The organism is Cutibacterium equinum, from assembly GCF_028021195.1.
GTDB classification, from domain to species: domain Bacteria; phylum Actinomycetota; class Actinomycetes; order Propionibacteriales; family Propionibacteriaceae; genus Cutibacterium; species Cutibacterium equinum.
In genome coordinates, this window is record NZ_CP115668.1 from 1,819,535 (window position 1) to 1,836,759 (window position 17,225).

Annotated in this window: 16 protein-coding genes and 1 riboswitch; of the genes, 12 read left to right on the plus strand and 4 right to left on the minus strand. The window is 64.1% G+C overall.

The genetic code is table 11. The annotated features are described in order from the left end of the window. Nucleotides 1-5: 5 nt before the first annotated feature. The 3 genes from map to secY are packed head-to-tail and all read right to left on the minus strand — an operon-like array spanning nt 6 to nt 2,735. Nucleotides 6-845, minus strand: coding sequence for a type I methionyl aminopeptidase (gene map / locus O6R08_RS08290; RefSeq protein ID WP_271419327.1), 840 nt, complete (start codon nt 843-845; stop codon nt 6-8). Between the two features lies 1 nt (nt 846). Then, nucleotides 847-1,416, minus strand: a complete 570-nt coding sequence (locus O6R08_RS08295; protein ID WP_271417704.1) for an adenylate kinase — start codon at nt 1,414-1,416, stop codon at nt 847-849. Next, on the minus strand, nt 1,413-2,735 hold the full coding sequence (gene secY, locus O6R08_RS08300) for a preprotein translocase subunit SecY (protein WP_271417705.1): 1,323 nt from the start codon (nt 2,733-2,735) through the stop codon (nt 1,413-1,415). The genes O6R08_RS08295 and secY overlap by 4 nt, the downstream gene beginning before the upstream one ends. Nucleotides 2,736-2,904: 169 nt before the next feature. On the opposite strand from secY, the gene O6R08_RS08305 reads away from it, so the two are divergent. From O6R08_RS08305 to O6R08_RS08360, 12 genes are all read left to right on the plus strand, one after another. After that, nucleotides 2,905-3,561 (plus strand): PH domain-containing protein, encoded by a 657-nt coding sequence (locus tag O6R08_RS08305; protein WP_271417706.1) that lies wholly within the window; start codon nt 2,905-2,907, stop codon nt 3,559-3,561. Nucleotides 3,562-3,639: 78 nt separating this feature from the next. Beyond that, nucleotides 3,640-3,773, plus strand: a riboswitch (cobalamin riboswitch). Between the two features lie 69 nt (nt 3,774-3,842). Then, the gene (locus O6R08_RS08310; RefSeq protein WP_271417707.1) at nt 3,843-5,051 is read left to right on the plus strand and encodes a hypothetical protein; all 1,209 of its coding nucleotides are present in this window, start codon (nt 3,843-3,845) and stop codon (nt 5,049-5,051) included. Then, nucleotides 5,048-6,037: a hypothetical protein gene (locus tag O6R08_RS08315; RefSeq protein ID WP_271417708.1), complete on the plus strand. Its 990-nt coding sequence runs from the start codon at nt 5,048-5,050 to the stop codon at nt 6,035-6,037. Before O6R08_RS08310 ends, O6R08_RS08315 begins: the two co-directional genes overlap by 4 nt. After that, nucleotides 6,034-7,011, plus strand: a complete 978-nt coding sequence (locus O6R08_RS08320; protein ID WP_271417709.1) for a hypothetical protein — start codon at nt 6,034-6,036, stop codon at nt 7,009-7,011. The genes O6R08_RS08315 and O6R08_RS08320 overlap by 4 nt, the downstream gene beginning before the upstream one ends. Further along, nucleotides 7,008-8,408, plus strand: coding sequence for a P-loop NTPase family protein (locus tag O6R08_RS08325; RefSeq protein WP_271417710.1), 1,401 nt, complete (start codon nt 7,008-7,010; stop codon nt 8,406-8,408). Before O6R08_RS08320 ends, O6R08_RS08325 begins: the two co-directional genes overlap by 4 nt. Further along, nucleotides 8,405-9,358 carry a hypothetical protein gene (locus O6R08_RS08330; RefSeq protein ID WP_271417711.1) on the plus strand — a complete coding sequence of 318 codons (954 nt, stop codon included), beginning with the start codon at nt 8,405-8,407 and terminating at the stop codon, nt 9,356-9,358. The genes O6R08_RS08325 and O6R08_RS08330 overlap by 4 nt, the downstream gene beginning before the upstream one ends. Further along, nucleotides 9,342-10,358: an AAA family ATPase gene (locus O6R08_RS08335; RefSeq protein WP_271417712.1), complete on the plus strand. Its 1,017-nt coding sequence runs from the start codon at nt 9,342-9,344 to the stop codon at nt 10,356-10,358. The genes O6R08_RS08330 and O6R08_RS08335 overlap by 17 nt, the downstream gene beginning before the upstream one ends. Before the next feature lie 2 nt (nt 10,359-10,360). Continuing rightward, nucleotides 10,361-11,290, plus strand: a complete 930-nt coding sequence (locus tag O6R08_RS08340; RefSeq protein WP_271417713.1) for a DUF58 domain-containing protein — start codon at nt 10,361-10,363, stop codon at nt 11,288-11,290. Beyond that, entirely contained in the window at nt 11,287-11,754 is a 468-nt protein-coding gene (locus tag O6R08_RS08345) for a hypothetical protein (protein WP_271417714.1), read from the plus strand. Before O6R08_RS08340 ends, O6R08_RS08345 begins: the two co-directional genes overlap by 4 nt. Continuing rightward, nucleotides 11,745-12,734, plus strand: coding sequence for a vWA domain-containing protein (locus O6R08_RS08350; protein ID WP_271417715.1), 990 nt, complete (start codon nt 11,745-11,747; stop codon nt 12,732-12,734). The genes O6R08_RS08345 and O6R08_RS08350 overlap by 10 nt, the downstream gene beginning before the upstream one ends. Then, a complete protein-coding gene (locus O6R08_RS08355) occupies nt 12,731-13,684 on the plus strand; it encodes a VWA domain-containing protein (RefSeq protein ID WP_271417716.1) in 954 nt (317 codons plus the stop codon). Before O6R08_RS08350 ends, O6R08_RS08355 begins: the two co-directional genes overlap by 4 nt. Beyond that, complete coding sequence (locus tag O6R08_RS08360) at nt 13,681-14,382, plus strand: hypothetical protein (RefSeq protein ID WP_271417717.1); 702 nt, start codon at nt 13,681-13,683, stop codon at nt 14,380-14,382. The genes O6R08_RS08355 and O6R08_RS08360 overlap by 4 nt, the downstream gene beginning before the upstream one ends. Before the next feature lie 132 nt (nt 14,383-14,514). On the opposite strand, the gene O6R08_RS08365 is transcribed toward O6R08_RS08360, so the two are convergent. Further along, nucleotides 14,515-17,001: a leucine-rich repeat domain-containing protein gene (locus O6R08_RS08365; RefSeq protein ID WP_271417718.1), complete on the minus strand. Its 2,487-nt coding sequence runs from the start codon at nt 16,999-17,001 to the stop codon at nt 14,515-14,517. Between the last annotated feature and the right edge of the window lie 224 nt (nt 17,002-17,225).

A 17,225-nucleotide genomic window follows, 5' to 3' on the forward strand; every position in this document is an offset into this window, starting at 1 on the left:
CGCTCTCAGTCGAGAGGCCCGAATGCCACCCCGCGCTTCTCGAGTTCGGCCTTGCCGCCATCGGGTTCCGACAACACCCACAGACCCTCACTGGTCACGGCAACGGTGTTTTCCCAGTGGCTGGCCCACGAGCCGTCCACCGTGACGACCGTCCACTCGTCATCCAGGGTGGCGGTGTCCTCCGTGCCGAGGGTCGCCATCGGCTCGATGCACAACACCATGCCTTCGACGATCTTCGGGCCACGTCCAGCCCGGCCCCAATTGGGGACGTCGGGATCCATGTGCATCTCGGTGCCGATCCCGTGGCCGGTGTACTCACGGATGATCCCGTAGTCACGGTCATGGGACTCCAGGGAGGCCTGCACGGCGGCGGAGATGTCACCGATGCGGGCGCCTGCCGCAACCTTGGCGATGCCAGCCCACATGGACTCGCGAGTCACCTCGGACAGGGTTCGGGCCTCCTGGCTGACATCTCCCACCAGCACCGTCCGGGCAGCATCTCCATGCCACCCGTCGACGATGGCTCCGTAGTCAATGGAGACGATGTCGCCGTCCTTGAGTTCACGATCGCCGGGAATCCCGTGGACGATGGTCTCGTTCGGGCTCACGCATGCCACGCCCGGGTACGGTGGCAGGCCCCAATCCTTCCCGTAGTTGAGGAAGTTTGAGGCTGCGTTGTGACGCTCGAGCATCTCGCGACCGGCCCGGTCGATGTCGGCTGTGGTGGCCCCAGGCACGGCTACCGCGCTCATGGCTTCCAAACCCTCGGCGACGACCAACCCCGCCCGACGCATCGTGCGGATCTGGTCAGGTGTCTTGATCTGGAATCGATTGCGTCCCAACACGTCAGTTCTTCGCATCGAGTGCGGCGAAGATGCGCTGGCGCACCTCGTCGATCTCACCGACGCCGTCAACCGGGACGAGAATGCCAGCCGAACGGTAATGGTCGAGCAGCGGCTCGGTCTGGGAGGAGTAGACCGTCATGCGGTTACGGATGGTCTCCTCGTTGTCGTCGGTACGACCCTCGATCTGGGCGCGCTTGAGCAGACGCTGGGTCAGCAGTTCAGGGTCGACGTCGAGACTGATGACGGCGTCAAGCTGCTGCCCGTGTTCCGTGAGGTAGGCGTCGAGGGCTTCGACCTGATGCATGTTACGGGGGTAGCCGTCGAGCAGGAACCCGTCAGCGGCGTCGTCCTGGTTGAGGCGATCGACGACGATGGCGTCGGTCAGCTCGTCGGGGACGAGGTCGCCGGCGTCCATGATGGCCTTGACCTTGTTGCCCAGCTCGGTGCCGTTCTTGATGTTGGCGCGGAACATGTCGCCGGTGGAAATCGCGGGCACGCGGTAGTGCTCGGCGATGGCGGTGGCCTGAGTTCCTTTGCCTGCGCCCGGGGCGCCCATGATTAGCAGTCTCATGATGACAGGAATCCTTCGTAGTGTCGTTGCTGCAACTTGCTTTCGACCTGTTTGACGGTGTCCAGGGCCACACCCACGATGATGAGGATGCTCGTACCTCCGAACGGGAAGTTCTGGTTCGCGTGCAGGTACACGAACGCCAGCGTCGGGATCATCGAGATGAGACCCAAGTACAAGGACCCAGGTGCCGTCAACCTCGACAGCACATAGGCCAAGTAGTCCTCGGTCGGCTTCCCGGCCCGGATGCCGGGAATGAATCCACCATACTTCTTCATGTTGTCGCTCATCTCGACTGGATCAAAAGTGATGGCGACGTAGAAGTAGCAGAAGAAGATGATCAGCAGGAAGTACACGATGTTGTAAACCGGGTGGCTGCCGGTCTGGAAGTACTGAGTGATCCACCGGGCCGCGCGGGTCTGCGGCCGGAAGGTGGCATACAGCACCGGCAGGTACAGGATCGACGAGGCGAAGATGACCGGGATGACGCCGGACTGGTTCACTTTCAGCGGAATGTAGGTCGTCGAGCCGCCGAACATCCGACGCCCGACCATCCTCTTCGCGTACTGCACCGGAATCCGTCGCTGACCCTGCTCGATGAAGACGACGGCCGCCATGACGAGCAGGCCGATGGCGATCACCATGCTGAACACGAACCAGGCGTGAGCCTGACCGGCGCCGTTGCGTTCGACCTTGATGGCCCACAGCGAGTCGGGGAAGCGCGCGGCGATCTGGGTGAAGATCATGATCGACATACCGTTGCCAATGCCACGATCGGTGATGAGCTCGCCCATCCACATGACGATCGTCGTGCCTGCGGTCATCGTGAGGATCATGACGATGACCTCGAAGATCTCGGTGGAGTACACGACCGGCAGGGCGCAGGTGGTGAACAGACGGCCCGAGGTCGCCAGGGTGACGAAGGCCGTCGCCTGCAGCAGGCCCAGCACCAAGGTGAGGTACCGGGTGTACTGGGTGATCTTGTTCTGGCCCGACGCGCCCTCCTTCTTGAGGGTCTCCAGCTTCGGGATGACGACGGTCAACAGCTGCAGGATGATCGACGCGGTGATGTAGGGCATGATGCCGAGCGCGAAGATCGCCAACTTCAACAGAGCGCCACCGGAGAACAGGCTGATCATCGAGTACAGACCTGCCGAGGAGCCAGAATTGGCCTCAGCGACACATCTGTTGATGTTCGACACGTTGACGTTCGGTACGGGGATGACGGACCCGAGCCTGAACACCGCCAGGATGAAGAGCGTAAACAGGATCTTGTGGCGAAGATCCGGCGTTCTGAAGGCATTGGCGAAGGCGGAAAGCATCCGGGCCCTCTCCCATCTCGTGGACTACTGACTACGCAGATCCAACCCCCATGACGCGCTGCAAGCAAATGTCTGGGAGCATGGACACAGCGGGGGTAGCCTATCAACTCACGAGGGCAATACCCACGTCGCCACCTACTGCTACTCGTCTGACCCCGTCTGGAGCGCCATGAGACCGCCCATCATCATCTCGTCGCATCGAGGACGGATCGGTGTCGGGATTGTCCTGGCTGCGATCGTCGTGCTGACGATTCTTGACCTCATTCGATCTGGTTTGGCTGGGTTGACGAATCTTCCGGTTCTGCTGCTTTTCGTGTGGCTGGTGTGGATCATTTGGGGAGTGGCCGAAATTCGGATCAATGACGACGGGGTGACGGTCGTCAATCAATTCCGGATTTGGGAGGTTCCCTGGGATCGAATCACTGAAGTCACGGGACGATGGGGCCTGTCACTGACGGCTGAGCGCCGTCCTGACGCTGAAGGGGCCCGGAAGCCGCGCACTATCTCGGCATGGGCTGCTCCGGCGCGCGGGACGGCCACTGCGATGAAGGGCACTGCCGATCACCTCCCGCAGGTCATCATCGGCTCCGAGGTACCGATGAGATGGTCCTTGGACTCTCACGCGACTGCTCGCCTCATCGAGACGGAGCGAATCGAGCGTCGTCCCGTGGGCAAGGCGGCTGCTACCCAGGCCAAGCCGGAGTCGACGTCAGATCACCAGAAGTCCACCCGAGCGACGCCTCACGACGCCGAGATCCGGGTGCATCCGAACTGGTTGACGATCTGCGTCACCGTCGTTCTCGTCGCCGCCGCCATCATCATCTGAGAGCCTCTTTCCCCCTGTCGATCAGGGACACCTTGAAGTTCACCTGAGGTGGCAGGTACCGCACCCCCAAGCTCATGGCGTAAAGTACGGGTGGTCCGGGGGGTGTACCCCGGACCGACAACTGTGACGGAGAAGCCGGTGAGAGTCCGGCGCTGTCCCGCAACCGTGATGCCACGTGGCTGAGCCGGATCGCCGAATCAGTTGAGCGTTGATGCCATGTCGTGGGTTGCGTGGCGTGACGACCCTCTCGTTCGTCGCGGTGACCCGCCGAGAGGAGCCTGATGGGTCGCCGCCCACTCACCGTTGCGAGCCTGCTGGCACTCATGTGCGCCACGGGGTCGATGATGGTTGTCCCCTCCCATGCCGAAGGGGCAGGGTTTCACGACGGATGGTGTCAGAAGGACGAAGGGTTCGCCGTCGTTGTGTATTGGCCGGCCAAGCCCGCTGACGTGGAGCCCGAGATCCCGGGGAACCTCGACTCGAAGACTTTGGTGCGCTGCATCATTGGTGCCCACAAGACATCCGGGGATGGCCGAGAGGATGTCCTGAAGCTCGCGGGACTCGGGTATGCCACACAGGGGGACATCGTCACGACGATCAATGGCATCGAGAGCGACGCTTTCGCCGAGATCCCGGCCTACTGGTGGTACCACACCGGCACTCGGGAGGGGGACTCCGGCGGACGGTGGGATCCCAAGAGTAGCTGGACGCAAAGCCTCAACGTCAACGACTTCGGGCTCATCGTCTTCTCCTCTGATTCCGAACAGCTCCCTCCTGTCACCCCGAATTTTGCCAAGGGTGGGGACCACGGCGACGAGCCTGGTCCCGGCCCCGGTCCTGGTCCCGGCCCAGCCCCCGGCCCCGGCCCAGGACCATCGACCGGAGAACCCAGCCACGGACCAACGGGCAAACCCAGCCACGGACCCACCGGCGAGCCCACCCACAAGCCGACCAGTGGCCACGACAAACCAACGGGCAAACCCACTCGCACATCGGGTCACGGCGGCGACAAGCCCTCCCACGAACCCGGTCGCAGCCACGGTGGGGACCATCATGACCGTCCCAATCCGACGGCACCGAACCACGCCGACGGCCCCCGACCGCACAAGAAGCGCGACCGTGCCGACAGCCGCCCCAACACGATTTCCACAGTCACGGCGACGCCTCCTACGCCGAGCCTCCCGACCGTCAGTTCTGCGTCACCCTCCCGACCGCGTCCGTCCTCACCGTCAGCCACCCCGAGTTCACCGACCCCCAGTCCCCGCGCGTCCTCTCCTGCCGCAAGCGCCGGATCCTCACTGGCCCCCCAGTCGTCGTCGCCGGTGTGGGGACGCGAGGACCACACTCGTCGTTCTCCTGACGAGGGCGAACACAAAGGTGCCCCCTGGTGGGTGCCGGTCGGTATAGGAGTCGTCGCTCTCGCGGGCCTGGCCTTGGCGCCCGTCATCCACCGCCGCCATCGTCGCGGGGACCAGGAGGACGAGGAATGAACTGCATCTCCATGATCCGCGCGGCGACACTCGCCCTCCTGACGATCTGTGTCAGCGCCGTGGCAGGGGCAGCTCCCGCCCGCGCCGAGCAGAGTTCCCAGACAACCAGCCTGTGCTCAGGTGCGAAGGTGTGCAGCCTGACCACCGATCGATGGCTGCGAGAAGGGACGACCCCCAGAGTGATCATCCGGGGAAACCCGAATGTGCGAGGCACGGTGCGGATTTTCCGCGCCTCTGTTTCCGACAACGAACTGAGCGGGCTCACGCCGATCGGCAAGGGCGCATCCTTCTACACCGATGCTCACGGCATGGCCCAAGTGTATGTGCCCATTCCCTCCTCGTCGGACATCGGCGAGGGCGGCTGGGCTTTGGTGAGTGTCTCAGACATCGAGGGGCTGGACACCACCCGAATGCCCGGCCAGTTCGTCGCCTTCGGGTCACTCGTGCCGCATCTACTGGGCGATGGCTACTCCGAACGCAAGCCCGCCGGTCAGACCCTCGACATGCAGGCCGTCGGCGCAATTCCCGGTGACACCTACCGGGTCCAGGTCAAGCAGGGCGACACCTGGCACGATGCCACTGCCATCGGCCAGCTTCCTGCAGCAGCTGTGAATCCTTCACAGATCACCCACATCCACTGGACGGTGCCGCGCGGACTGACGGGCACGAAACACGACGTCAGGGTGCAGTCACTCACTGATCCGCGCCGCACGGCGTCATGGGTCCTCATCCCGACCGTCGACGGGGTCAAGGCTGCTCGTAGCCCTTTGTTCACTCCCCCACCGGTCGGCACCAATCTCGGCGTCCCGACGACTGATCGCGGCGCCCATCCCGAGACAGCGGTCAAGGCTGTCAGCGGAACCCTCTTCGGGGTCGGCGTTGTCTCTGCCCTCGTCGTGACCGGCGCGTCCCGGCCCAAGCGCTCCTCCAGCGAGCCCTCAAGAGACAACCGGACGCCGTCATCGCCAGAGGCGAGTGCTTCATGACGACCTCGCGCATTCACACCCCCGCGACCCCAGTCCCCGCCTGGAGTTGGGGGGCTGAGCTCGTCGTCCTGGCCACTATCGCCATCTCGACGACCAATCTGCTACTTCTCGCGGTGATGTGGGTGTGTCTGGTGGTGACCCTCGCGATGCTGGGAAACCATCCGGGAGTGCTGGCCACAACTCGCTGGCTGTCCGGGATCGTCGTCGTGTGGTGGATCATCATGGCTGTCGTCAGCCCTTCAGCGGACTCGGCGATGGGCTCGGTGATGTGGAGGCTACCAACGTGGTCACCTGGTCCAGGAGTTCATCTGGGAGGAGTTATGACGGCCTCGGGCCTCCTGCTCACCATGACGCCCATGATGCGAGCACTCGTTCTGGTGACACTGTTGGGGGTTGGCATGGCAGCGGTGCCACCCACCAGCGCATCTGCCGCGGGACGTCGCCTGCTCGGCTCGTGGTCCCCGGCGTTGGAGTTCTTCGCTGCCCTGCCGCCTGCACTGGACCGCCACGCTGTCTACGCAACGGCGCGTCCTACCGAGATCGCCGCAACCACTCGTGAGGGGGCGTCCGGACTGGCACGTCGACACCGACCGCTGGCTTCTTGGACCGCCTCGGTTCGTGCGCTGATTCTCATCATCTGCATGACTGTTCCATTCGTCGCGCTGACGTCGGGGCATGCATTCCCCGGAGTCGACCAGGCCACGACCACCTTGATGGCCTTCGTCGTGGCGGTTCTCCTCACCGCCTTGTTACCGAACGGGGAGCCGATAGGGACGATCTCGGCACTCAGCCTCGTCGTGGCGATTCTGGCCGTTATCACCCTCGCGCTGTGGGTCATCGGCGTGGACGGATCCGCCGTCACCCCCCACCCAGGGTGGCCGCCGGTTCCGGTCGCCAACCTCATCTGCGTCGTGGCGCTCCCACTGGTCGTCGCTGTCGTCGGCCCGCGTCGCCGTCAGGGGGTGCCGGCGTGATTGTCCTCGATGAGGTGTCGGTGTGGCTGCCCGGCCGTGGCACCGTCGTGAATAATGTCAGCCTCTCACTGCCCACCGGCACCGTGACCTGCCTGGTGGGTCGGCGCGGCGCGGGGACGACGATGGTGCTTCGGCTGCTCGCCGGCCAGTTGCCCGCCGGTGCCCGCGTGCGAGGGAGGGCCTTCATCGACGAGGTCGACGTCATGGATCTGGGGCCGGATCACCTCGCAGAGATGACCCACATCGTCGACACGGACCTGCTGACCTGGGCTGATCTGCGAGATTCTGATCCCGTCGAAGCCGGCCCATGGATCCGTCGGCCTCTCGACACCTGGCCACTTGACGTCCGCGCCCGGCTCGCGACATCGCTCGTCAGCCCCGACGTGGCACGTGGACACAATTACATCCTCGTTGACCATCCGACCTGCGGACTCAACGGTTCCCAGCGCAACAGCCTCACCGCCCGACTACGTGCCCTGGCCGATCATGGCGCAACAGTGTTGTGGGCCGATCATGACCTCGACGCCGTCTGGTCCGGGGCTGACCGCATCGTGGAAATGTCGGCGGGATCCGTCGTGTCGGATTCCCCTGCTGGCACGTGGATCCCCCGAGGCCTTCCTCTGCCTGTCGGTCGCGCACTGGTATCTCTGGCAGGAGTTGAAGGATCTGCCATCTCCGCTGACACCATCCCCAGCGTCTTTCCGGACCTACCACGGCCGCACCACAATCACGCGCACCGCGCCGGGCCTGTCATGACAGTGATCGGCTGCCACGATCTCGGTCTCGAAGGCCCTGACCTGGTCATCCACGATCGTGAGACGCTGGCCATCGTCCGCGCCGAGGACCTTGCGGGAGCGACCGGTCTTGAGCCTCCTCGCGAGGCACAGGATTCTGTCCGGCCGGAATCCGTGGCCTCCCGGTTACTGGGTGCGCTCCCCCGGCCAGGGCGTTGTCTCTCCTCGGCCTCACTACGTCCCAGCCAAGACCTGCACCAGGTTGCAGGAACAACCGAGTTGGCGTCGAGACGACGCCGCGACCTGTCCCGCGGGGAGCGCGCATGGCTGCGCATCCACGGTCACTTGACGACCCCGGAGCCGCTACTCCTGGCCCACGCCGACCACGACCTCGACCCGATCGAGAGGTCACGGGTGTCGCAGAGCCTCTTCGACGAACCAGCGGGCCTACGCATCGTCACGACTCGAGACGTGGAGTTCTTGGTACGCGCCGCCCATCGCGTCATCGTCATCGACGGGCACCGCGTCATCACCGACCGATCCCCACTGGCGCTCGGACTCGCTCCGCTCACGCGGGTCGGAACCTTCACAGGTTCCCGACATCACATGACCCTGGGAGATGTCATCACCTCCCTCGACCTCATGGCGGGGAGGACGTCATGACAACCACCAGGACAACTGCCGCGGCACCCGCTCGCCACCCCATCGGTTGGCAGACGGTCGGGGCGACCTCGGGTGGCCTCAGCCGCACCATTGCCATCGTCCAGGTCTTGCTCGGCATCATCTGGCTGACCTGGCCGGTGTGGGGTTCGCGCACTGCCGCCCTCCAGACCCAGGCTGAGTCAACTGCACCGTGGCTTGTCGCAGCCCAGATCGGTGTCAGTACAGCCCTGGCGGTCATCCTCGTGCGCGAAACCAAGTCCGCCCGTCCCCTCAGCCTCGTTCTGGGCTCATCCGTGATTGCGGCGGGGGTCCGTGCAGCTCTGGCCCCTGGAGTCAGCGGTATCGAGCCAGTCTTCTGGATCCCGCTGCTCGTCGGCGCGGTCCTGGGAGCCCCCGGTGGCGTCCTCGCCGGGACCCTCACCTGTCTGGTCTCGTCGGCGGCCATCGGCACCCTCGCCACCCCGCTCGCCGGGCAGCTCGTCGTCTGGCAGCTGTGGGGATTGGCCGGGTCTGCCATGGTGCGACTGCGCGCCCTCACGACCTGGATCACCGGCGCCCTGTGGTGCCTGATCCTCGGCCCGATCACCGGACTCTTGCTCAACCTCATGGGATGGGCATGGACCCAGGCCGACCCTGGACAATCCTTCCTCGCCGGACTCGGCCCAATCGAGGAGGCTCAACGCCTGTGGGCTTGGACCCGTGCCACCTCACTGGCCTTCGACATGTCCCGGGCGATCACGAACTCCATTGTCTGGCTCATCGTGACTCCGTTCGTCACCCGCGCCCTGCGTCAAGCCCTTGCCCCGGATCGTCGTGCATCGGCACGAGTCAGACCCATCGTCTCGACTGTCGACGACAAAGCCCTGGGCAAACGAAACCTCACCGGCCTCACGAATTCCTTCCCGATCACCACTCACCATTCAGGAGACGACGATGACACACCACGCTGACGCCGACATCCACGAACGTCCCCCACTCGGTGAGCAGGAGCTGAACTGGGCTGCAGATCGGCTCGGTGCTCTGTCGAGCGCGTTCAGCGAGCGGGTCGTGGGGCAGTCCGCCCTGCGTACGAGCCTGCTGGTGGCGATATTGGCCCGAGGACATGTGTTACTCGAATCGGTCCCCGGACTCGCGAAAACACTTGCGGCCTCCACACTGGCCTCGGCCGTCGACGGTTCCTTCACCCGCGTGCAATGCACCCCTGACCTGTTGCCTTCCGACATCATCGGCACTCAGGTCTTCGACCAGTCGACGGCAACCTTCCGCACCGAACTGGGGCCAGTGCACGCCAACATCGTGCTACTCGACGAAATCAACCGGTCCAGCGCGAAGACCCAGTCGGCCATGCTCGAGGCCATGCAGGAGCGTCAGACCTCGATCGGAGGAGTCATCCACCCACTGCCTGACCCTTTCATGGTGTTGGCAACCCAGAACCCCATCGATGAGGAGGGCACCTACGTCCTGCCCCACGCCCAGATGGACCGCTTCCTCCTCAAGGAGGTGCTCGACTACCCCGACGTCTCCGAGGAGCTCGAGGTCCTCAACCGCATCGAGGATGGGTCGATCGACGCCCCGGCAGACCCCGTGGTGAAAACCCATGACATCCTCACCCTTCAGGACCTCGCCCGTCGCGTCGTCGTCGATGAGGCCATCAAGCGTTACATCATCGACCTCGTCGCGTTGACCCGCCACCCTGAGTCCGCCCTGTCGGACTCCGCCGCCCGTGCCATCGAGTACGGCGCGTCCCCGCGTGCCTCGATCGCCTTCATGGCCGTTGCGCGGTCTCTGGCCCTGCTGAATGGCCGCGCCCACGCCATCCCGGAGGACGTCGTCGCCCTCCGCCACGCCGTACTGCGTCACCGTGTGGTCCTCAGCTTTGAGGCCCAGGCCCAGCGAGTACGCCCCACCGACGTCATCGACGCCGTCTTCGAGGCGGTGCCCACCCCGTGACCATGACCCCGACCTCTTCCGCCGACGTCCTCGGCAGCCGGGAGCAGGCTCTCATCCAAGCCGTGCGTTCCCGGTTGCCGCTGGAGTTGCGGCACCGGGTGACGTCCCTCCTCGACGGAGACCACGACTCGGTCCACGTCGGTCGCAGCCTCGATTTCAACGACCTGCGCACCTATGCCACCGGCGATGACGTCAAGGACATCGACTGGAAGGCCACGGCCCGTCGCGGGGAGTTGCTCATCCGTCGTCACGTCGCCCAGCGTCAGGCCACCCTCATGGTTGGGGTGTGCGGCACCCCGGCGATGCGTGGTTGGTGTGACATGAACGTGACGAAGGCCCACATGGCGGCGGTGGTGACGGCAATCATGGCCCAGATCGCCGTGGACCACGGTGATCGAGTCGCAATGGTGTGCGCAGGCCACGGTCAGACCTCCTCGTGGCGTCCGACCGTGCGACTGCCACAGGTGGAACGGATGCTCCACGAGATCATCAGCCTCGAACAGGCCAGTGGTTCCCCGGACCCCCACGTCGAGGAAACCGTGCTCGCGACAGCCACGAACGCCATGCGACGCCCCGGGTTGCTTCTCCTCATCCGCGACGACACGGAGTTCACCTCGGCCCAGGTCAATGCGTTGAGCCGGGCCGCGGTACGCCACGACATCATCGTCGTCACCCTCACCGACATGCTGGCCACCGATCCCAGGCTCGTCGGCCGCGCCATCACGGCCGCCGATGGTGGCCCCTCGGTGATGCAGGAGATCCTTGGCGACCGTCAGCTCCGGGAGGCATCCGAGTCTGCGCAGATCGACCTTGCCCGCCGCAGTGACGCCATGCTCGATGATCTCGGTATCGCCCATGCCCGAGTACAGACCGTCGCTGATGCTCCAGAAGCTCTTGCCCTCGCCCTGTCACGACGCAGGAGGCGATCATGAGCCTCCTCAAGATCAATCCCACAGTTCCCATTCCCTCCCACTGGTGGATTCTCGTCGCTGTCCTTGCTGTAGTTGGCATCGCTGCCCTGGTGGCCGCCGTCGTCATGTCTCGACGTCGTGACCTCAACGAAGAGCCTCGTGACGACGTCGCACAGTTGTCAGCCGAATGTCTCACAGCTCTTGACGAGCTCTCAGCCCGCCTGGGCAAGGATCTGTCCCCGCGCGAGGCGTGCCAGCAGGCCAGCCGCCTCGTGCGTCGCTTCATCGGCCTGGTGAGCACTGAGGACGCCGACTACCTCACAGCCTCCGATCTGTCGCGCGCGGCCCGACGCGAGCCCCGCCTGCAACCGGCCGCCGAGTTCTCCGAACATGCCCGCGACGCCTGCTTCGGCCCACAGCCCAGCGAGTCCAGCGCCCGTCACCTCATCGAATCCGGACAGGAAGTGGTGGCCTCATGGCACTGATGCAATGGCCGTTCGCCGTCGTCGCCGCCATCGCCGTCCTGGCGGTGGTCATCGCCGCATTCCTGCAGCCCCTCAACCGCCGCCGTCGGGTGCAGCACTCCGCGGTTCCGCTGGATCATTTGGACCGACTGCGGGCTCTCCCCCGTTACCAGAACCTCGTTCGTTCCCGGCTTCGGCGCCGCCTCGTCCAGGTGGTGTGCGTTCTCGTCGCTGCCACGTGCCTCGTCGTGCTGGTGGGTCGTCCTGCCAAACCTGACAAGTCCTGGCAACTGCGTCGCAACCATGACGTCGTGCTATGTCTCGACGTCTCCGGGTCGATGTCTGAGGTCGATCATGACGTGACCGAGGCCTACCGCACACTGGCGCAGCGCCTGGGAGGCAACCGGATCGGCCTGGTGGCCTTCGACTCGGCTGCCGTGACGATTTTCCCCCTCACCGACGACGCGGACTACATCGACTCCCAACTCTCCCAGTTCGCCCATGATCTTGATCACGGCCCCGTCCCAGGGTCCAGGGCAGGAACAAGCGGTTCCAGCCTCATTGGTGACGGGTTGGCCTCCTGCCTCCAGCGTTTCGACGGTTCGGACGACCAGCGCGCACGCACCGTGGTACTGGCCACCGACAATCAGCTCTCTGGCACACCGGTCTTCAGCCTCAACGAGGCGATCCGCCAAGCTGCGAAACGCAACGTTCTGGTCCAGGCAGTTGCGCCTTCGGAGGCGGATGCCACCGCAGTGTCGGTCCTCCATGACGCCGTGGCACACACGGGAGGTGAGGTCACCCTGGTCACCGGAACGAGTCTGGAGGACCCGAATCGCATCATCACCGCGGTGACTTCCCAGCAGGCTCGTGTGACCGCCGCCACCGCCCGGTGGACCCAGACCGACGTCGTCTGGCCCTTCGGGGTGCTGGCTCTGGTGTGCCTCGTCACCGCGACTGTCATGGAGATCGCCCCCAAGCGCGGGAAGGAGAACTCATGACCGTCCATCCTGACTGGGTCCTCCTCGTTGTGGCAGTCCTGGCAACACTTGCCCTGGCTGCCATTGCGGTGACGACACGACGGCGTTCTTCCCCCCGATCCACCGCAGCCATGTGGTGCCGGGTCCTGGCTGCCCTGTTGCTGGTGGGGGTGGCCCTGCGCCCTGGGAGCGCCGACATCCCACACAGCGATGAGGCGGCCGGGGCTGAAGTCATCGTCATCGTTGACCGCACCACCTCGATGGGAGCAACCGACCATGACGGCAAGTCACGAATGTCGGGGGTGACCGCCGACCTCGTCTCCCTGGCTGATGCGATGCCGTCGGCACGAGTGACCGTCATCGCCTCGGACAATCAGGCGCGGATCGCGCTGCCACCCAGCACCGACCCGGCGGCTCTGCGCACCCTCGCCGAGACCCTGGGCTGGCGGGAAACGATGAACGCGGCTGGTAGTGACATCGGCATGGCCGAACCGCTCGCTCGCCAGATGCTCGTCAAGGCGCGAGACAGTCGCCCCACCGCCAAGAGATACCTGGTGTACATGGGCGACGGAGAACAGACGGCGTCCTCGGCTCCGCACAGTTTTTCCGACATTTCTGGGCTCATCGACGGCGGGCTGGTCCTCGGCTACGGAACGACCTCGGGAGGAACCATGCCCATCCGTCCCGGTGCGACGGAAAAAGTGACCAGGAATGGCTCTCCTGCGGTGTCTCATGCTGATCCGCAGGCATTGCGGACCATGGCTGAGCAGATGGGCGGACGGTTCCTCCAACGCAACGCCGCCAGCAAGGTGACATGGTGGGAAAACCCGCTTCAACAGCCGGCGGATCCACAGCCGGGTCGCACTCGCCACTGGGCATGGTGGTTTGCCGCAGCCGCGCTGGTCTGTGAGATGGCAGATGCCTGGCTCAGCGTGCGGGCGTGGCGACGGATGCGCAAGGATGTGGCGTGATGGCGAATCTGGAAAGACCGGGACGTCGTGGCATGCACGGTGTGAGAGCACCGTGGACTGTGCGGGTTGGGGCCGGAGTCGTCGCTCTGGTGGCCCTCGCGGCAGCGGCTCTTCCCGCTCGGACGATGATCCTCGTTGATCGCGGACGGGCTGACCTTGACCGAGGAGACGCAGCCAGCGCCGAGCGGAAGTTCACGGCTGCCGAGAGGGCGGCAACCGTCGACAAGTGGATCGCTCCCTATGACGCTGGGGTCGCCCGGTACATCCGAGGCAACTATGACGGGGCCACGGACAAGTTTGAGAAGGCCGCGGGTCTGGCCCCTGACGAGGAACAGTGCCGGATTCGTCTGAACTGGGCATGGTCGTTGGAAGCTTCCGCTGACCGGTACGCCGAGGCCGACAACCGTGACGAAGCCCTCGTGAGATGGCGTCAGGGCAAGGCTGTGCTTGCTGACGCCCATTGCACGTCAGCGGCGCACACGGCTGAGGCGAACAGCACCAGATCTCGCCTTGATCGCAAGCGCCAGAACGGTGGCGGAGGGGACGCCGGCGAGGAAGCGGACTCCTCCGGTCGGCAGAACAAGAAGGACGAGTTGGACGAGAAAGTCAGGAAGGCCCAGGAACAGCGCCAGAAGGCGCTGGACCAGGCCAACACCTCCCAGAAGGACTCGGGTTCGGGCACTGGACGGACGTGGTAGCCCGAAGGTACGCATCGGCCTCCAGATATCGAAGTCGTGGCCGCGAATAGGAGGATTATCTGACGCGACCTGCGCTCGAGACGACACAGGGCTCCACCGCCATGGCGGTGGAGCCCTGCTGTCACTCGGGAATCAGACTCCCGTGGATGGAAGTCCGAGGTGGCGCGTGGGGCTGTCCGGGAGGGACGGATTCACCGGGATATCACCCTGGCGAGGTCCGGGCTTGGCCACAGAGGTGGGAGGAACCGGCGTCGGCGTCACGGTCACAGTCCCGGTCGGCGAAACCGTCGGTGCCACGGACGTCGGTACCGCGGACGAGGTCGGAACGACCGTCGGGGTTACCGTCGGCGTAGGCGTGACAGCAGACGTCTCCGTAGGTGAAGGCGTTACCGTCGGTGCCACGGTCGAGGTCGGAACGACCGTCGGGGTCACCGTCGGGGTCGGCGTCACCGTAGGCGTCACCGTAGGCGTAGGAGTCACACTCGGCGTAGGCGTCGGGGTCACCGTCGGGGTCGGCGTCGGAGTAGGGCTGGGAGTCGACACCGCAGCCGTCACCGGCTGGATCCACGTCCCGGAGAAGTCCTCGGAGTGGCTGGTGGCGTCGTTGTGCGACCACGTCCACTCATACCCTTCATCGCTGGCGGCCGGGTAGGTCACCATGTCACCTGAAGCCACAATTCCCTCAGGCGCCGTGAACTCAACCTTGGACCCATCGGCAGCCTTCGCCACCGGGACCGCAACCTGCTGCTGGGCTGGAACGGCAGAGGCCGTCACCTTCTGCCAGCGGGCGCGAAGACCCATGAATGCGGTGTTCTTGACCCCAGACAACGGTGAGAGGTCAGAGATGTGGTTCGAATTGAGATTTATCTTGGTGAGATTCTTCATCCCGGCCAAGGCGGAGACATCGGAGATCTCATTGTTGTCGAAACCAATTTCGACAAGGTTCGTCAACCCCTGGATCGGAGTCAGGTCGGAGATCTTGTCACCGTTGAGAAACAGCTTCTTCAACGAGGTGGCGCCGGAAATCCCGGAGAGATCAGCCAGGTTGACGTTGTTGTTGGCGACAAGTCGCTCAAGTGCAGGCAGCGAGCCCAGCCCGTCGAGACTGGTCACACCGGGATACTTGTACTTGCCGCGGTTCATCTGGTTGATCGTCAGATCGGTCAAGTTGGTCAGCGACGACAACGGCTGCACCGTGGTGATCGGGTTCTGATCCAAGACCATCGCCTTCATATTCTTCAGACCCGCAAGCGGCGCCACATCCGTGACGTGGTTGTTGGGCAGGTACAGGGTCTCGAGCTTCGTCAGACCTGCAAGCGGCTCGACGCTATCAATCTCGTTGGTCGTCAGGACCAGGCTGTTGACGTTCGTCAGCGCCTCAGCTCCGGTAATGTCCTTGATTCCCTTGTTGATACACGTGACCTCGGTCAACCCAGCAAGATTCTCAGCAGTCAGAGGCGCGCCGTCCTCCAAGGAGTCCTGCAGGCAGGACTTGAAGTTCGGGTCAGGGATCTCGACGAGCTTCGCCGGTTCGGGAGCTGCAACGACGTGGACCGTGATGGACCCGTTGAAGTACATCGAGGCGTCGCGGAACTGCCACACGTAGTCGCCCGCAGAGGGGTACGTGACGTTCTTGCCCTTGATCTTGACGCCTTCAGGAACCTCACGATCAGCCACGAAGGTCGTGCCTTGATGGTCGACGGCGGTCGGGACGGGGGCCTCGACCCCGGCAGTGGCCGACCCACCGTCAACGGTCTGGTAGTTCGAGACGATGTCGGTGTCTCCCAGCCCCTTGATGTCCTTGAGTGGGGACAGATCGCGGATGTGGTTCTTGCCGACGTCCAGATGCGACAGTTTCGTCAACGACCTCAGCGGCGTGACATCGGAGACTCCAATGCTGTTGACATCCAGGCTGAAAATGCCAGTCATGGAGGCCAACGGCTTGAGATCACTGATCTTGTTCTCCGGCAGGAATGCCTTTTCCAATCCGGTCAGCTGATCGATACCGGTAAGGTCCTTGATTCCCCTGTTCCGGCAGCTCAGGCTCGTGACACCGTCGAGTTGTTCCTTGGTGGGAGTGGTGGTACCCACCTTGTCGGTGATGCATTTTTGCAGGGCCTTGTCAGGAATCTCGAAGGAGGCCGCCGGAGTGGTGGGAGCCGGATCGACCTTCGGCTTCCAGGTCGGAGGGACCTCCCATGGGCCGTCGATGAGCATGTAGTGCCATGCCTCGATCGAACCGGGCTCCGGATGGTAATTACTCGCACCGAGCTGCGAGTACTCCCACGTTGTCTCGGTGTTCTTGCCTGCCGGCTTCCCGTGGAAATAGCCCCAGTAAGCGTAGAATTTGTCGGGGTTTTCCGGATAGCCGTTAATCGAATCGATAAACAACCCCAGGTCACCACCGAAATCGGTGTTACCGATGTCGAAACCAGCCGACGTCAAGGCTTCCACACCGTTGGAGAACTTGGTAGCACAACCAGTATCGACATGGCCGTCATCGCGCTCGGCATAGACGAAGACGTGGTTCTCGTTGATGCACTTCTGCGCATCAGAGTCGTAGGACGGCGGTGCCGCAGATGCCGGGCCAAGATGGGTGATGGCAATTGGCAGTGCCACTGCTGCTGCGAGTAGACCAGCCAAACCCCGTAGACGTCTCACTATTCCTGCCTTTCACTGGGTGGACGCTTCTAGGCCATCCAGCGCTGGGCCAGGATCGTCTTTTCCGCTGTCCACGACGGAAACAAGTACGGGACATCTCAACGATGGCGATCCGACTTAGCCGACATTTTTGTCGGTCTACACGGTTGCGGGACAGTCCTGGATTCGCACCAGGTTCTCCA